The organism is Flagellimonas sp. (assembly GCF_965215805.1).
Lineage (GTDB): Bacteria > Bacteroidota > Bacteroidia > Flavobacteriales > Flavobacteriaceae > Flagellimonas.
Genome location: NZ_OZ244124.1, coordinates 2926340 through 2944833 on the forward strand (window position 1 = coordinate 2926340; position 18494 = coordinate 2944833).

General features: G+C 43.3%; 11 protein-coding genes. 7 read left to right on the top strand and 4 right to left on the bottom strand.

Annotation, left to right across the window (positions count from 1 at the left end; all coding sequences use genetic code 11):
* Window positions 1–83 precede the first annotated feature (83 nt).
* The 7 genes from ACOOE0_RS12915 (at window position 84) to ACOOE0_RS12945 (ending at window position 13445) form a co-directional block, all read left to right on the top strand.
* Window positions 84–2999: a glycoside hydrolase family 3 N-terminal domain-containing protein gene (locus ACOOE0_RS12915; protein ID WP_420399317.1), complete on the top strand. Its 2916-nt coding sequence runs from the start codon at window positions 84–86 to the stop codon at window positions 2997–2999.
* Between the two features lie 29 nt (window positions 3000–3028).
* Window positions 3029–4171 carry an N-acetyl-alpha-D-glucosaminyl L-malate synthase BshA gene (bshA, locus tag ACOOE0_RS12920; protein ID WP_420399318.1) on the top strand — a complete coding sequence of 381 codons (1143 nt, stop codon included), beginning with the start codon at window positions 3029–3031 and terminating at the stop codon, window positions 4169–4171.
* Between the two features lie 36 nt (window positions 4172–4207).
* Window positions 4208–4624 (top strand): hypothetical protein, encoded by a 417-nt coding sequence (locus ACOOE0_RS12925; RefSeq protein WP_420399319.1) that lies wholly within the window; start codon window positions 4208–4210, stop codon window positions 4622–4624.
* Between the two features lie 119 nt (window positions 4625–4743).
* Entirely contained in the window at window positions 4744–5928 is a 1185-nt protein-coding gene (locus ACOOE0_RS12930; RefSeq protein WP_420399320.1) for an OmpA family protein, read from the top strand.
* A 200-nt stretch (window positions 5929–6128) separates the two neighbouring features.
* Window positions 6129–9074 carry an Ig-like domain-containing protein gene (locus ACOOE0_RS12935; RefSeq protein WP_420399321.1) on the top strand — a complete coding sequence of 982 codons (2946 nt, stop codon included), beginning with the start codon at window positions 6129–6131 and terminating at the stop codon, window positions 9072–9074.
* A 48-nt stretch (window positions 9075–9122) separates the two neighbouring features.
* Window positions 9123–12488, top strand: a complete 3366-nt coding sequence (locus ACOOE0_RS12940; RefSeq protein WP_420399322.1) for a gliding motility-associated C-terminal domain-containing protein — start codon at window positions 9123–9125, stop codon at window positions 12486–12488.
* Between the two features lie 21 nt (window positions 12489–12509).
* The gene (locus ACOOE0_RS12945; protein ID WP_420399323.1) at window positions 12510–13445 is read left to right on the top strand and encodes a type IX secretion system membrane protein PorP/SprF; all 936 of its coding nucleotides are present in this window, start codon (window positions 12510–12512) and stop codon (window positions 13443–13445) included.
* Between the two features lie 228 nt (window positions 13446–13673).
* Here the strand turns inward: ACOOE0_RS12945 and ACOOE0_RS12950 are convergent, their stop codons facing one another.
* From ACOOE0_RS12950 to ACOOE0_RS12965, 4 genes are read right to left on the bottom strand one after another with little or no spacing between them, the layout of a single operon-like run.
* Complete coding sequence (locus tag ACOOE0_RS12950) at window positions 13674–14654, bottom strand: hypothetical protein (RefSeq protein ID WP_420399324.1); 981 nt, start codon at window positions 14652–14654, stop codon at window positions 13674–13676.
* Window positions 14655–14658: 4 nt separating this feature from the next.
* Window positions 14659–16113 carry an MBOAT family O-acyltransferase gene (locus ACOOE0_RS12955; RefSeq protein WP_420399325.1) on the bottom strand — a complete coding sequence of 485 codons (1455 nt, stop codon included), beginning with the start codon at window positions 16111–16113 and terminating at the stop codon, window positions 14659–14661.
* Window positions 16114–16116: 3 nt separating this feature from the next.
* Window positions 16117–17283: a GNAT family N-acetyltransferase gene (locus ACOOE0_RS12960; protein WP_420399326.1), complete on the bottom strand. Its 1167-nt coding sequence runs from the start codon at window positions 17281–17283 to the stop codon at window positions 16117–16119.
* Between the two features lie 11 nt (window positions 17284–17294).
* Window positions 17295–18488, bottom strand: a complete 1194-nt coding sequence (locus ACOOE0_RS12965; protein ID WP_420399327.1) for a GNAT family N-acetyltransferase — start codon at window positions 18486–18488, stop codon at window positions 17295–17297.
* Window positions 18489–18494: the final 6 nt, after the last annotated feature.

An 18494-nucleotide genomic window follows, 5' to 3' on the forward strand; every position in this document is an offset into this window, starting at 1 on the left:
GTAAATTATCCCAATTTCAGTGCATTGTTCGATGAAATGCAATATTTTTATCAGCAATAAGTATATGCCCTAGAATGTTACTTATGCGGATAAACTTTTACTTTCCCCTCTTTTTATTTGTTCTAATTAGTATGCAGGCCCAACATAACCCGTTGGTGGCCAACGATACTTTGGCGCAGCAGAACTGGGTAGATGCCCAGTACAATGCCATGACATTGGAAGAGCGGATCGGTCAGTTGTTTATGGTCATGGCCACATCCAACCAGAATAGGGAGGCCAGCGACAAAATCAAGCAGTTGATTACGGAACATCATATTGGCGGGGTGGTCTTTTCTAGAGGAGGTCCGGTTCGACAAGCTAACCTAACCAATGAATTTCAAGAAGCTTCCAAAACACCTCTGCTGGTAGGTCTGGATGCCGAATGGGGACTTGCCATGCGTTTGGACTCCACCCATGCATTTCCTTGGAATATGACCCTGGGAGCCATCAAGGACAGCTGTATTGTTGAAAAAGTAGGTTTTCAAATTGGAAAACACGCCAAAAGACTCGGGGTTCACATCAATTTTGCACCGGATATCGATGTAAACAACAACCCGCAGAATCCCATTATAGGGAATCGTTCCTTTGGGGAAGATCCCAAAAGTGTTGCCCAGAAAGGTATTGCATTTATGGACGGTATGGAAAGAGCAGGGATTTTATCCTGCGGGAAACATTTTCCCGGTCATGGAGACACGGCAACGGACTCCCATAAATCCCTTCCTATAATTGCATCTACTAAACAGCGATTGGACACTGTGGAACTGCTTCCTTTTAAATCTCTAATAGATAATGGACTCAGTTCTGTTATGGTGGCCCATTTGGAGGTGCCCCAAGTGGAATTTTTGAGGGCCGGACTACCTTCTTCACTTTCCGATCAGGTGATTACTGAACTTTTACAAAATGAATTGGGATTTAAGGGCTTGGTAATCACGGATGCCCTAAACATGAATGCTGTTGCTGAATTTGCACCAGAGGGGGAAGTGGAACTCAACGCCTTTCTTGCTGGGAATGATATGCTCTTGATGCCCAAAGATGTACTTCAGGCCAAGGCAAAGCTTGTGGAAGCCTACAATAGGGGGATTGTTACTGAATTTAGGTTATCAATGTCCGTTAAAAAGATTTTGATGGCGAAGTATAAGGTTGGACTTCATGATTACAAGCCAATTAAGCTGGATGGACTCTACGAAGATTTGAATACGGTAGATAATGATGCCCTCCATGAAGAGGCCATGGAAAATGCGATAACGGTGGCTAAAAACAATTTTTCATTGCTTCCAATCAAGAAATTGGAGAACAAAAAAATTGCTTATGTACATTTTGGTGATGATTCAGGCGAGACCTTTCTTCAAACCTTGAATCAATATGCAGAAGTAACGGAGATAAAGGCCAAGGATGCAGCGGGCTACCGAAATCAATTGACCCCTTTTAACTTGGTAATCATAGGTTTTCATAAAAACAATTCGAGCCCTTGGAAATCCTATAAATTTTCCAAAAACGAATTGTTCTGGCTTCAGGAAATTTCAAGATTGCGGACCAGCAACACCATTCTGGCACTTTTTGCAAAGCCGTACGCGCTATTGGATGTTGCCAAATTTGATACCATTGATGCTTTAGTGGTAGGGTATCAAAATAGCGAGATTGCACAGGAAAGTGTCGCGGAGGTCATCTTTGGGGCTATCGGGGCCAATGGAAAGCTACCGGTATCGGCCCATCCAGATTTTCCGGTAAATACAGGGATTCAACTCAAACCGCTGCAACGATTGGGGTATACCATCCCGGAAAGGGTAGGCATGAGTTCTGGAAAACTGGCTGCTGTGGATAGTTTGGTAAGGCAAGGACTGGATTCTTTGATGTACCCTGGAGCACAGGTGTTGATTGCAAAAAAAGGAAAGGTGGTTTATCAAAAGAACTTCGGAAAACCTACCTACAACTCGGAAGAGATAATCGACGAATCCCATATCTATGATTTGGCTTCCTTGACTAAAATCCTATCGACTTTGCCCATGATCATGAAGATGGAGGAAGAAGGAAAAATAGCGTTGAACAATACCTTTAAGGAATTGGTGCCAGAGTATGAGGAAACCGAATTAAAGGATGTAACTGTACTAAAAGCCTTGTCCCACTACGGCCGACTTCCAGCTTGGATTGCATTTTATATCCAGACTTTGACCAAAAACAGAAGACCTTCCCCTGATTTTTACAGAAGCACACCTACGGAAGGGTATTCCTATAAGGTGGCGGACAACCTCTATTTAACCGATGCGTATAAGGATTCCATATACAATCGGATTGGGAGACAAGAACTAAAATCCAACAGATACCGCTACAGTGATGTTGCCTATTATGTATTTAAAAAGTACATAGAAGAAACTTATGGAGAATCCATAGATAAATTGGTCAATGACTTTTTGTATGTTCCCATGGGATTGCGAAGGACCACCTTTAATCCTTTGGATAGGTTTTCCAAAGAAGAAATAGTCCCTTCGGAAGAGGACAACTATTACAGGCACCAGACCATTCAAGGGTATGTGCATGATATGGGAGCGGCCATGCAAGGGGGTGTTGGGGGTCATGCAGGCTTGTTCAGCAATGCCAATGACGTGGCCAAGATCATGCAAATGTACCTCCAAGGTGGGGTGTATGGTGGGGTTCGTTTCTTGAACGAGCGTACCATTAAAAAATTCAATACCTGCTACTTCTGTCATAAGGATGTTAGAAGGGGAGTCGGATTTGACAAGCCCCAACTGAAAGAAAAAGGACCAACCTGTGGTTGTGTGTCCAGAAAGAGCTTCGGACATAGCGGGTTTACAGGAACTTACACCTGGGCAGACCCGGATGAGGAGCTGGTTTATGTGTTTTTATCGAACAGAACATACCCTTCTGCATCCAACACACTTTTGGTAAAATCAGGACTGCGCACCCGAATTCAGCAAGCTATTTATGATTCCATTATAAATTAGAATGTAAATATTGCTTTAGATTTGTTCCTATGAAAATTGCAATAGTTTGTTATCCCACTTTTGGAGGTAGTGGTGTTGTAGCTACCGAATTGGGAATTGCCTTGGCCGAACGCGGACACGAGATACATTTTATTACTTACAAACAGCCCGTTCGTCTGGAGTTACTGGGTAATAACATCCATTTTCATGAGGTGCATGTACCGGAGTATCCTTTGTTCCATTATCAGCCTTATGAATTGGCTTTGTCCAGCAAATTGGTGGATACTGTTAAATTCTACGGAATAGAACTTTTGCATGTGCATTACGCCATTCCGCATGCCTACGCTGGATTTATGGCTAAAAAGATGCTACAGGAAGAAGGGGTTTTTATTCCGATGATCACTACCCTGCACGGTACAGATATTACCTTGGTGGGTAAACATCCTTTTTACAAACCGGCGGTAACCTTTAGCATTAATAAATCAGATGTTGTCACTTCTGTTTCTGAAGCATTGAAACAGAATACTTTGGATACCTTTGCCATTGAAAAGGAAATAGAGGTCATCCCTAACTTTATAGATAGCTCCAAATACAGTCAGGATTATACGGATTGTCAGCGGTCGTTGATGGCCAATGATGATGAGCGGATCATCACGCACATCAGTAATTTTAGAAAGGTAAAACGCATTCCGGATGTCCTCAACATCTTTTATAAGGTCCAAAAGGAAATTCCTGCCAAGCTGATTATGGTTGGCGAAGGACCGGAAAAGGAATACGCGGAGCAACAGTGTGACGATCTAGGAATAAAGGAAAAAGTGGTTTTCTTGGGGAATAGCACTGAAATTGATAGGATTCTCTGTTTTAGTGATTTGTTTTTATTGCCTTCGGAATCAGAAAGCTTTGGTTTGGCTGCCTTGGAAGCCATGATCAATAGGGTAGCGGTCGTATCCAGTAATACAGGCGGTATTCCAGAGGTGAACAAGGAAGGAATATCAGGTTATTTGGCAGATGTTGGGGATGTGGATACTATGGCAGCAAAAGCATTGGAAATCCTTCGTAATGACGAAGTTTTGGAAAAATTCAAGGAAAATGCCTTCAAAGTGGCATCTAAGTTCGATATTTTGAATATTTTGCCCTTGTATGAGGAGGTTTACGAAAAAGCCTTTAAGTACAGATTCAAGAACACCTATTGATGTATGAAGTACGCCCTGTTAATTATACTTGTTTGCATGGCTTCCTGTAAGGCGCAGAAAGAGGGTCAATCCCAAGGCGACCCAGACATTGTGCTGATAGCCCAGGATGGTTTTAGCGGCATACAGGAATATGAAGCAGAGGCCATAAAGGATGCCAAGTCCCTTAACAAGTTCTATTCCCGAATCAACCGCACCAGAAAGCCGGGTCTACCAGTTCCTCAGGTGGATTTTTCTCAAGAAATGGTTATTGTGGTTTGTTTGGGCGATTATCAAGGTCAACCAAAACCAGTAATTGCACGGGTGGCCGAAACAGATACGGACGTATCTTTGGCACTGGAATTGGGCAGCGCTTCCAAAGAAGAAATTCAAACCACCGTAATCTCAAATCCCTTCTACGTATTTAAGATGCCTCTGACTACCAAAAAGGTAGATATTCAGAAAGTTGCGAGGTAGCTTATCGATACTTTTTGCCTTTCATCTTATTATCGAAAAATTGAGGTACTTGAAAGTACAAAACTGGTAAATTGCCCTCTTTAATTTAGTTTTGTCATAGATAACCTCAAATCACAGCTATGAAAACTTTGAGAACGCTGCTCATTTTAGCTATGTGCTTGATTTCTCTTCATTTGAAGGCACAGGAGCGGCCAGAATTGACTGCAAAGGACAGTATCGTAAAAAGTTCTTGGATCTTTACCGTGGGAACCAATTTCGTTGACGATTCCGGTGACGAATTTGGAAGCCTTTTTGATATTGAGGACAGTTGGAATACGGTTCCTTACCCATCTCGGATTAGCATAGGGAGATATCTTAAGAATGGAATTGGTTTGGAAGCAATTGCCTCTTATAACAAGTACAAGGAGGGCAAAGTTGTGGACAATCAAATCAACACTGAGGATATAGATTATCTTGGGCTGGATTTTAGAGTCAGCTATGATCTAAATATGATTTTGGGGGAAACTGGTTTTTTTGACCCATATGTAGGCGTTGGAGCAGGTTATACGGATGCCAACAATCAAGGTAGGGGAACATACAATGCTGTCTTGGGATTTAGGACCTGGTTTTCTGAACATTGGGGATTGGATTTTAGCTCCACAGGTAAATGGACCATGAATACCGAAAACTCTTCCAATCACATTCAGCATGCCGTAGGGTTGGCTTATCGCTTTGCAACCGAAAAAGGACTTTCCAGAAAAGGTGAGGAAAAGAAAGCATTGTTGGACGAAATTGAAAAAGAGCAACAGCGCATCCAAGATTCCATAGCGGAACAGCAAAGAGCAGAGGAAGAAGCACGTCTGTTGGCAGAACGATTAAAAAGAGAAAAGGAGGCAGCTGAATTGGCAGCCGCTGAGAAAGCCAAAAAAGAAGCCCAAGAAGCCCGCAGAGCTAAGATAAGAAGTGATATTGAAAGCCTGGGCAATGTGTTCTTTAGCTTGAACTCTTCCTATCTGACTCGAAAGGATAAGCAAGTATTGGACCAGCTAGCACAGATTTTAACGGACAATCCATCTTTGATAATTAAAATTGAAGGGCATACGGATTCTAGGGGAAGCGACCATTATAACCAATGGTTATCGGAACGAAGGGCCAAACGAACATGGGAATATATAGTGAGCAAGGGAGTATCTGAAGACAAGGTGCTGAATGAAGGATTTGGAGAAAGCAAATTGAAAAATGAATGCGATGACATTACACCTTGTTCCGAGGAAAAGCATTCTAAAAATAGAAGGTCAGAGTTTATTATCCAGGCATTGGATTAAAGGGAATCCTGATTGTGGTTTGAAGCAAATGGGTTTTGTTCAGACCTGCAAGATAAAAGCTAATAGTTAAAGAAGATTGCAACTTAAAATATGTAAAGAATCTTTAAAAAAAAGAAGCTAAATTAGAAGGTTGCCGATGGAATGATTGCAATTGGTATTTTTACCCCATTTGGTTGGCCTACAAGAACACTAATTAAGACATGAAAAAGAAAGTATTTGGTAAATTTTTACTGCTACTTACCTTTATTATCTCATCATCGGTCTTTGGCCAATATGACAAGGTTGTTATTATTGGTGCCTCTATTGTTCAACAGACTTTTGGGCGGGACTTAAACAATCCCAATGCTACCAGGACAGCAGAATGGCAGGCGAATGGAGTGAATGTCGATGTATATGGCTACGGTTTTAGTGGCTATGAAATCAATGATATAATTACCGAGGTGCAAACGGCCATGAGCACCTACACCACCAATACCTTGTTCATGATTCATATTGGGGGTAATAATGTAAGTACCACAAGACCTTACAGTACCGCCACCCCTGCAGAGCTTCAAAGTATAAGCGATGACTACGATGCGCTGATCACGGCTATTGGACAAACACGGAAAGAGGATGTAATCCTCATGCCCATTACTTTTAGAACCTATTCCATCGCAGAGGATATTGCAACTAATCAAGAATTGGGTAGTTTACCGTACAATCGGGAAATTTTGATTCCGAAAATACTGGCCAACACCCCTTCACAGATTAATATTGATGGGAATCCCATTGTAGACCTATACAATTTCACCCATCAAAATTATACCACCTATTTTGATATAGGAGGACCAGGTTTTGATGGTATTCATCCTTCAGTGCCCGGACGCACGCTTCTATCTGATTTTATGAGTGGCAGAGCTTCATACTGGGTTAATGGTGGAGCAGTCCCAGACCCGTTAACTTCAAATATTGCGGTAACAGGGGTAAGTCTGTCTTCAAACGCAGAAAGCCTGACTACGGGAGAATCAGTGACCTTGGTTGCAACAATAATTCCAAATAATGCCACCAATCAAACGATAACATGGAGTAGCGATAATTTAGCGGTTGCAACGGTAACCAATGGCCTAGTAAATACCCTTTCGTCAGGGACTGCAACAATTACAGTTACTACGGATGACGGAGGTTACACCGATACTGCGATTATTACGGTGAACGATGATACAGATGGAGATGGCATAACGGACAATCTTGAAGCTAGTCCGGCAGAGGCGCTTGATCCTTGCCTCCCGGTTCAGGCAGCAGGATACACTGGATATAATGCATTCAATGGCACCTGGAGCGCCGCGGATTGCGACGGAGATGGCGTAAGCAATGGGAATGAGGACACAAACGGGACCGACCCCTACCAAGTTTCCGGTGATACCGATGGCGATGGTGTAGACAATGACAACGAGACCAATGATGGAACGGATTTGAACAACCCATGTGATCCGGTACAGAGTGCTGGATACACCGGATATAATGCCGCCAACGGCATCTGGAGTTCCGCGGACTGTGACGGAGATGGGGTAAGCAATGGGGACGAGGATTCCAATGGGACCGATCCTTATCAGGTTTCCGGTGATACCGATGGTGACGGCATCGACGATGACAACGAAACCAACAACGGAACAGAATTGAACAACCCCTGTGATCCCGTACAGAGTGCCGGATACACTGGATATAATGCCTCCAATGGCATCTGGAGTGCCGCAGACTGTGACGGCGATGGGGTGAGCAATGGGGACGAGGATTCCAACGGGACCGACCCCTACCAAGTTTCAGGTGATACCGATGGTGACGGCATCGATGATGACAACGAGACCAATAACGGAACAGATTTGAACAATCCCTGTGATCCGGCACAGAGTGCAGGATACACCGGATATAATGCCGCTAATGGCATCTGGAACGTCGCTGACTGTGACGGAGATGGGGTGAGCAACGGGGAAGAGGACTCCAATGGGACCGACCCTTATCAGGTTTCCGTTGATACGGATGGCGACGGCATTGACGATGACAACGAAACCAATAACGGAACGGATTTGAACAATCCTTGTGACCCCGTACAGAGTGCCGGATATTCCGGATACGTTGCTTCCAATACCATATGGCAAGCAGCAGATTGCGATGGCGATGGGATGAGCAATGATGAAGAGGTCACCAGCGGTACCGACCCTTATGAGTTTACTTCCAATGATGATATGGACAATGATGGAATTGCGGATGGAGATGACAATTGTCCTACAACGGCCAATCCGGGACAAGAAGATTTTGATCAGGATGGAATAGGTGATAGTTGCGATGATGATATGGACAACGATGGGATACCAAATTTGGAAGACGACTGTGATGACACTGCTCCTGGCGCTGTAGTGGATGAAAATGGATGTACCATTCCCCTGGATGCCGATAATTTCGAGGTCATGGTAACCGGTGAGTCCTGTATTGGAAGCGGAAATGGGAGTATTTCGGTAAGCGCCAAAGCCATTTTAAATTATAATGCGGTACTAACCAATGATGCGGGGACAGAGCTTGAAAGCGAGCAGTTCACACAAAATTTGGAATTTGGGAATCTTCCCTCCGGAACTTATGGATTGTGTATTACAATTTCAGGTGCTCTCAATTTTGAACAGTGTTATACCCTTCAAGTGCAAGGCATTGAACCCTTAAGTGTGGATCTCAGTGCAGTCACGGCAGAAAATCAGGTGGAATTGAAACTTTCCGGATCAGACTTATATACGGTGGAACTCAATGGTGAAATCTTTAAAACGTCCGAGAGTGATATCACATTAAACCTTAACAAGAATGAGAACGAAGTAAGGATCAGTACAGAAGAAGATTGTCAAGGTACTTATGAAAAGTTGATCATTCTTGGATCAAAGGGCTATGTATATCCAAATCCTGTTGACGAATCGGATTTGAACGTGTATGTGGGCGTTGAAAATTTTGAAAAAGTACAACTAAGCGTATTCGACATCCATGGAGCGCTGGTTGCGAACCATAATCTGGAAACAGATGCAAATGGTTTTGTGAAAACGAATATCTCGTCACTGTCCCAAGGTGTTTACTTTTTGACAGTGACCACCATAAATTCACTGACCCACTATAAGGTCATTAAAAAGTGATAGATCAATTTAATAGAACTAACGAAAAAATGATAAATAGATAACCAGATGATTCATTCAATTTTAAAAGGGAAAGGAATTAGTTTATTGACCTTTCTAATGTTTTTGATAAGCTCAAGTGCTTTTGCCCAAACGGCAGACAATGAGGATTTTGACGGGGATGGAGTCCTGAACGGTGCGGATTTTGATGATGATAATGACGGGATTCTGGATGTTGATGAGTACGATTGCCCTGTTGGGGGTTCGGCTTTGGTATGGGGCACTCCTCCTGTATGGACGGGTGGCGACCCCGAAGATGACTTTTCCTCCGTTGCCAGCACGACCATTGATGGCACCGTGGTCACAGCCGACAATTCGAATACAGATTTTGTCATAGTGGCAAACTACAACGCCAACACTCAGGCTTTCAATGGTACCGACGGCCTGTTACTCCAGTCGCAGATTGGACAGTTGGATGATAGTCCGATAGTTTATGAGATAAGGTTTGATCGTCCAGTCACGGGACTTTCCTTTAGCGCTGTGGACATTGACAAACGTACAACTTTAGAGGCCCCAGCTGGTAATCCCTACACTGAACGATTGACTGTCAGTATTTTCAAGGAGGGGGCTACACTTGCGTTGGATCCCACCGAGTATACATTTGGAAGTGCCGTAGACGACCTGGGTGGTGGGGTTTTTGAAGGTAACTCTCTAGTTGCTGGGAACACCGATATTGGTGACGTCAATTTCACATTGGGCAAGGCGGTTGACCGGGTGGTTTTTTCCTTTTTGACCACAGAAGTGAGCACCAGTGCCCAAGCTATGGCATTCCTGATTTCAGACATGACCTGGGACTGTGCCTATAGGGATTTTGACAGTGATACAGTTGCGGATCATTTCGATACGGATAGTGATAACGATACTTGTGTCGACGCCTTGGAAGGAGATGGTGGATTTACTTTGGCCGATGTGGACGCAGACGATAGTTTGGGTGATACGGTGGATTTAAATGGTATTCCAACCATTGCTGGTGCTGGTCAGGCTGATGTGAGCAGCATTAATGCCGGTGTTACTTCGGATGAATGCGATGATGATGGGGATGGCGTAATCAATGTTACGGATGGAGCAAATTCCTTAAACCCTTGTCTTCCTGTTCAAGTGGCAGGTTACTCAGGTTACGATCCAACCAATGCGATATGGGCAGCCGCGGACTGCGATGGTGATACCGTATTGAATGGGGACGAAGACACCAACGGCACTGATCCCTATAATGTGGATACAGACGGTGATGGCACCAATGATGATGCGGAGGCCACCCCGGCCGAAGCAATAGATCCTTGCCTACCAGTTCAGCCAGCAGGCTACACGGGATACGATGCTACCAATGCCATTTGGGCCGCTGGGGACTGTGATGGTGACACCGTACTAAACGGAGACGAGGACACCAATGGAACGGATCCATATAATGCGGACACTGATGGTGATGGCACAACTGATGATGGGGAGGCCACTCCGGCCGAAGCTTTAGATCCTTGCCTTCCGGTCCAGGCGGCAGGATACACAGGTTACGATGCCACCAATGCGATATGGGCAGCCGCTGACTGTGACGCTGACACAATTCTGAATGGGGATGAAGACACCAACGGCACCGATCCTTATAATGTGGATACGGATGGTGATGGCACCAATGATGATGCGGAGGCTACTCCTGCAGAAGCAGTAGATCCTTGTCTTCCTGTCCAAGCGGCAGGTTATACAGGTTACGATGCTACCAATGCCATTTGGGCTGCTGGCGACTGTGATGGCGATACGGTTTTGAATGGGGATGAGGACACCAACGGTACCGACCCTTATGATGCCGATACAGATGGCGATGGTACGGGAGATGGCGCTGAGGCCACACCAGCTGAGGCTCTGGACCCTTGTTTACCTGTAAGGGCAGCTGGCTATGCTGGTTATGATGCCGCCAACGCCATTTGGGCAGCCGCTGATTGTGACGGCGATACGGTATTGAACGGGGATGAGGATACCAACGGTACGGATCCATACAATGGGGATACCGATGGTGATGGCACCACAGACGATGCTGAGGCAACTCCAGCTGAGGCAGTAGATCCTTGTCTTCCAATACAGGCTGCAGGGTACACTGGTTATGATGCCACCAATGCGACATGGGCGGCCGCCGACTGTGATGGCGATACGGTACTGAACGGGGATGAGAATAGCAACGGTACAGATCCATACAATGGGGATACCGATGGCGATGGCACCACAGATGATGCGGAGGCTACTCCAGCTGAGGCGTTAGACCCATGTTTACCCGTCCAATCTGCAGGTTACACAGGTTACGATGCTACCAATGCGATATGGGTAGCTGCAGACTGCGACAGCGATGGCCTTACAAATGGTTTGGAAGTTACCAATGGAACGGATCCTTATTCAATGGTTGATACGGATGGAGATGGGATTGACGACGATAACGAAGTTAACAATGGGACAGATGCTGCGGATCCCTGCGACCCGGTTCAATCCCCGGGTTATACGGGATATGATGCTGCCAACCCAACTTGGGCTGCTGCGGATTGCGACAGTGATGGAGTGACCAATGGAGATGAGGTTACCAACGGAACCGACCCTTATGAGGCATCCAGTGATACGGATGGTGACGGAATAGTTGACGATGCAGAGGTAAATAATGGAACAGATCTTAACGATCCCTGTGACCCGGTACAATCTCCCGGTTATACGGGATATGATGCTGCAAATGCTATTTGGGCAGCGGCTGATTGTGATAGCGATGGTCTAACCAATAGTGAAGAACTTACCCTTGGAACCGAAGTTTACAATGCCGACACGGATGGTGATACCATCAATGATGGTCAAGAGGTTACTGATGGAACCAACCCTTTTGATGATTGTGATTCTATTGGAGGTACTCCACTACCCGAAACATTCTGTGATAGGGATAATGACGGACTAAGCGACGATGAGGAAGTTACTTTGGGAACTGACCCTGATAACCCTGATACCGATGGCGATACCATTGAAGATGGTCAGGAAGTAGCTGATGAGACCGATCCATTGGATCCATGTGATTCGGAAGGTGGAACACCGCCACAAGGAACCATCTGTGGTGTTGAAATCGGGAATTCCATTTTGACTCCTGATGGAGATGGTATCAACGATGTATTTAGAATTGAGAACATTGAATTGTATGCCAACAACAGTGTGGAAATTGTTAACCGATGGGGTGCAACGGTTTTCAGAACGGATAATTATGACAACAGTTCCAACGCTTTTGCAGGAATTGCGAATACAGGGGCTTCACTTAATAAAGGAAATGTACTACCGGCTGGAGTATACTTCTATATAATCAATTATGTAGATGAAGGTCGATCTAGAAATGCCTCTGGATACTTGTACATTAACCAATAAAAAACTTAAGAAAAACTTACAATGAAAAAGTCCATTATAATTACGTTAATCACAGCTTTGGGAATTGTCAATCTGGCCAATGCCCAGCAGGATCCACAGTATACGCAATATATGCTGAACACAATTGTGGTTAATCCAGCCTTTGCTGGTACCGGCAACGTCCTAAGTGTTACGGCATTGCACAGGTCACAGTGGATTGGCCTGGATGGAGCACCAAAAACACAAACAGTAAGCATAGAAAGCCCATTATCTGAAAGACTTGGGGGAGGATTGACCGTAATCAATGACAATATTGGGGATGGAACCGTGCAGCAAACCGATTTCAATTTCGCATTTTCCTATACCATTCCAGCTTCCCGTGAGGGCAGTCTGGCCTTTGGTCTGAATGTTGGTGGAGAACTGCTGAATGTGGATTTCACCCAACTGGTAAACTATGGCGTAGAACCCAATCTACCCAATATAGATAGCAAGTTCTCGCCAAATGTGGGGCTAGGGGTGTATTACTATCAGGAAAAATTCTTTGCGGGTGTTTCTGTGCCAAGTTTGTTGGAAACAGAGCATTTTGATAATTCCTCCGATGGAACTTCCTTCTTGGCCAAGGATAGAATGACCTATTACTTGATTTCAGGGTACAGATATGAAATTAATCCTAGCCTTGTGTTGCAACCAGGATTTTTGGTTAGAGCTGTAAGTGGAGGTCCTGTTCAGGTGGATTTGACCGCCAATATGACCTTTAACGACAAGTTCTCCGTAGGAGCGGCATATCGATTGGATTCCGCTGTAAGTGCCCTTTTTGGGGTTAAGTTTGCGGAAAAGTTCCTAGTGGGGCTTGCCTATGATGTGGAAACATCTACTCTGGGAAGTACACAATTCAATGATGGGTCATTCGAAGTTTTTCTGAGATATGACTTTATCAATAGAATTAATAGAAGAAACGTAAGCGGCCGTTTTTATTAGAAACGGACTCTCGGCTTTGTTGGGGGGAAAACAACTCCCAACAAGGCTCTTTCTTTTACCGCTTGATATTGATTTGACCATTGCGTATTGCAGACGAACATAATACGCTTTGGTCTTTATTTATTATGGCAAACTTGATTGGATTCCTTTTTATTCCATCTTTATTACCAAAAGCTTAATATACCTTTTAGGAGTTTGAAGGTAGTGTTTAAGGATTCCATCACACCGCTACTCGCAATCTTGGGCTCTGTCCAAGGTTTTAAAATAGTCGGATACAACCTTGGCGATCAAGTCCCTCCCATGATTGTTCCAATGCCGATCATAAATAAGTGTGACCGGTTCTTTAGAAAGCTCGAAAGTAGGTGCAAAATCGATGTACTTGAAATTGTTATCCCTACAATACTTTAAAAACGAATCGCTGGTTTTTCTGGAGTCGAGCAAAAGGGTAGTCTTGCATTTATCATAACCATATAGCTCTACGAGGCTTTTAAAGTTGTCCAAAAACTCCTTTTGGGTTTCCGGGGTTTCTTGATGCTCCAGTTTCTCCAAATGCTCCTGGAATCGTTGGTCGGGGTTGTCATCCAGAGATCGTCCTGTCAACAAATTCTTGATAGGCTCAATAACACCAATTTTAGAACCATAGGAAAGCAGCTTTATATTGTCCCTTACCTTAAAAATGGTGGAGGATAACTTTTTAATTCGCCCCACGTTGGGTTCATACGAACCACGGTAAAGATCACTTTGATAGTTGAGATACAGGATAATTTCATCAGTCAGGTCAAACTGCTCTTTGTAGGCGTGGATGAGATGCATTTGGTTGGCCAGATCATAACCTGCATAGCCATATTGATACACTTCGGTATCATCCAGTTGCGCTTCTATCTTAACGGCTATGGAGTTGTCAAAATCTTGGTGGAATCCCTCTATAAAGGAATCCCCAATCAAAGCAATCTCAAATTTATCCTTGGAAGGGGTAAATTCCCGGTGGGAGTTAAACCCAGCCTTGTTGATGTTGAACTCAGAAAAATTTTGATTGCGATTTCCGGTAACCGAATAGCCCCGATATCCTGGCACACGCTTTTCCACACCCAAATCATCTATAAATCGTGGGGGGTCTTCGGCATATAAATGAAAGGCTCTTACCATAATCTCCAATAGTAGAAGAATCAGAAATATGTATAACAATAATTTTAACACTAACTTCTTCATACCGCTAGAATTGGAAATAGATAAATGAACGGTTCACCCCATCATCATAGAATAGGAGCATGGCCAGTACAATGATGGTATACATTAAAAACCGCACTGTCTTGGATTTGAATTTGAACGGACTGCGTTCGTCTTTTCGAATCAGATATTCATAAATTACAAAAAATGCCAGCAATACATAATAGTCCATCATCCTATACCCCATAGGGTTGACGTAGGATTCAAAGGTAAAGTTGTTGATGATTTGGTCTATGTACTGAAAGGAATCCGTCAAGGTGGGGGATCTAAAGAAAATGCGGGAAAAAGTGACCAATGCAAAGGTCAAAAGCACCTGGAAAATTTCAAATGGGGTAGGGAAAATCCTATTTTCACCCACCACATTATGCGCATACATTCGGTTTCTGCCCATTAAGAAAACGGGGATGTAGAATACAGCATGTAACGCTCCCCAAAAGATAAAGGTCCAGTTGGCCCCATGCCAAAAACCACTGATCACAAAAATGACGATGATGTTCCTGACGGACTTAAGTTTGCTTACCCGTGACCCACCCATGGGTATATAGAGATAATGCCTGAACCAAGTGGATAGCGATACGTGCCATCGCTGCCAATACTCCGCCACATTTCTAGAGAAATTGGGAAACTTAAAGTTGGACATGAGCTCAATCCCGAAGAGCTTGGCGGTTCCGATTGCGATATCGGAGTATCCACTAAAATCCCCATAGACCTGAAAACTAAAAAAACAGACCCCCATAATCAAGGTAGAGGCGGAATAGGTACCGTAATTGGCAAAAATATCATCCACAAGCGGGGCCAAAGAGTCGGCTATGACCATTTTCTTGAAAAGACCCCACAAAATGAGCTTTAAACCGCTACTGGCCTGCGCATAATTAAAAACCCGACTATTCGCTATTTGAGACAATAGATTGGAAGCCCTTTCAATTGGGCCGGCAACCAATTGTGGAAAGAAGGATACGAAGGCCGTAAACGCAATAAAGTTTTTGGTAGGGGTTAGTTTTTTATAGTAAATGTCAAAAGAGTAGGACATGGTTTGGAAGGTATAGAAGGAGATACCCACCGGGAGAATAACTTGGAGCGTCCAAGTGCTCTTTATGTCATAACCCAAGGTGTGGAACAGGTCAATAAAGGAATCCACAAAGAAATTACTGTACTTAAAAAAACCTAGCATGCCAATGTTAAAGGCCATACTGACCCATAACCAATACCTGGCCTTCCTTTTAACATCGATATTCTGGTAAATCTTTTGTCCAACAAAAAAGTCGACAACCGTACTGAGGAAAATCAACAACAGAAACCGCCAATCCCACCAACCGTAAAAGAGGTAACTGGCACCAATGAGGAAAATGTTCTGTACAACAACATTTTTTTTGAACACAAACCAATACAGGGAAAAAACTGCAGGGAGAAATAGCAGATACTCAATGGAATTAAATAACATGTATTAGTGGTTTGTTGGATTGAATAGGATTGATTTTGTTTTTTTTTGACCTTTTAAAATATAGTGGTCCTTGTTAGCGGAATAATAGAGAGCCACATGATCCGAATGTTCCTGGGTCGCAAAAAGAAAATCGTTAATCACTTTTTTGCTAAAAGGTAACTGTTCATGATGCATCTTTATTTCTTCCATTGCCCCTGTTTGGGAGGAATCCATATCCATAAACCTGTATTGTGGACCCAAATTTGGTTTCATAGGTTGTCCCTTCAATTTTCTCTTGATTTTGTTCACTTTGGTATTGACTCCCTTAGCTATTAGAAACGCCAAAATCCTAGATCTGTTGCCTTTGAATTGGGCATGTAAAAATCCTTTTATGGAGTACTTTGGGTAATAAAAATGATGATTAAAGCGGTAGCTGGTATTGCACCACCACTTTTTATAATCCAAATCGCCCCAGCCCATATCATATTGGATAAATCCATTATCCATACACCATTCCAACAATTTATAGATTACGATTTGACCAAGACTAAACTTGCCATAATCCAAGTCATAGGAGGAAATGTACCCAAACAACAGCCGATCATAGATATAATTAAAGGAAAAGGCTATGGGCAAATCCTTGTCATAAACCACAAACAATGAGGCTTTTCCCTGATTTATAAGATCAAAGGAAGTGGCATATACTTTATCCCAGATGGCCAGGGTGCTACTTTTCTGTCCACGCTGCTCAAACCTTTGGACTATCATGGATCTTAAGCGTTCCATTAAAAATTGGTAATCCGATTCCTCTATTTGGTGGTGGAACAGCTTGTATTGTATATCAAAACAGCTTTCCAGTCTGCGGCGTGCGCGGTTAATGTTTTCGCGTTGTTTTTTGTTTTGATGGCGTAAATAATCGTCCGCACTGGAATAACCATCCAATCGGATTGCATGACCCTTGACCGTGGGGAACATTCTTTCTGTCAAACCTTCTGAATCAAGAACCTTGATTTTAAGATGGTCCGGCACATGCGAAAAGGAATAGATTTTTTTGTCTTTATCCGAGGTGTTTGGATGATCAATAAGGTTGTTGCCCTGTCCGTCCGAGAGCCTAATATGTGAATACACTTGGGAAATAGGCCCTTGTTTTATGTATAGGTCAGTAAATAGCGATACACTTTCTTTTTTCATAAAACAGTTGGTTACGCTTCTAGGGTTGACCTTAGGACTTTGATACCTTTATTTTTTCCCAACACAAGGTACGTATTCGAAAGATTGGTCAACTTCCTTACCGTGATGTCCGTGGAATGATCCCGATATTGATATTGAAAATTGAAAACCAAGGGCTTAAGCCAAAAGTAGTTTGCTGTATGAATGTTAACTTCTTTATAGGGTTCGCTCAGGATTGCGTTAGTTTTGTTCTGTAGGTCTATTTCCTGAATTTCGGGTCTTTTGGTAGGTTTGGCTTTGTTGGCAGTGCGGCTTCGAGCTGCTTTTTTTTGCTTTTCCACCTTTTTAGCCTCCTTGTAATCCTTAAATCGATAGGTCAAAACTCTTAATGGGACGATTAATCGATGTACCAAAGATTTGGGATTATAGTAAATGTGATGACCAAGAAAGGCTACATTGTTGCACCAATCGTATTTGTAAGATTGGTCCCCCCACATAAAATCAAGAATGCCATAGTTGTGTTCCAAACACCATTCCACATGCTTGGTAATGTCTATATGCCCCAGCCCAAATTTGGCGTAATCAATATCGTAGGATCTAATGGCACCATTTAAGATGTCCTGAAAATGAAAATTCAGACAGATGTCAATGGGGCGGGAGTCCGCATAGATGACATGAAAAGAAGCTTTTTTATCCAAGATCAAGTCAAATGCTCTTTTTTTAAGGGCTTTTAATTTTCCAGCTTGATTGAATTCCCTACCTATCTGATCAAAACGACGCTTAATAAGTTCCTGCATGTTATGGAACAACTCCTCATACCTGTCTTTTTCTATCTCCCCAAAGTATACCTCGTAGCGGATATCAAAGCAGGACTCAAGCCTTTTCATCCTACTTTTTAATCGACTTCGTTGCTTGGAGCCCATTTTGGAGTTCATATAGTCCGTGACGCATGAAAATCCAGTAAGATCAATATGAAAACCCTTAATTCTATTGATTTTTAATGTTTTAAGGCGATTATCAAGGGTGTGTGGTACAGGTTTTAGATACTCGGGAATGCATCGTATTTCCGTAATTCTGGATAACCAAGCTTTTGATGGGGTTGAATCGGGGTTTACATAATTTTTCCCTGTTCGGGTATTACGAATCGTTTGGTAAATAGGTGGAACATGCTGTTCTTTAAACAGACAAAAGGTAAAATTGTAATTGGAGATTTTGACAATTCCCATACCTTT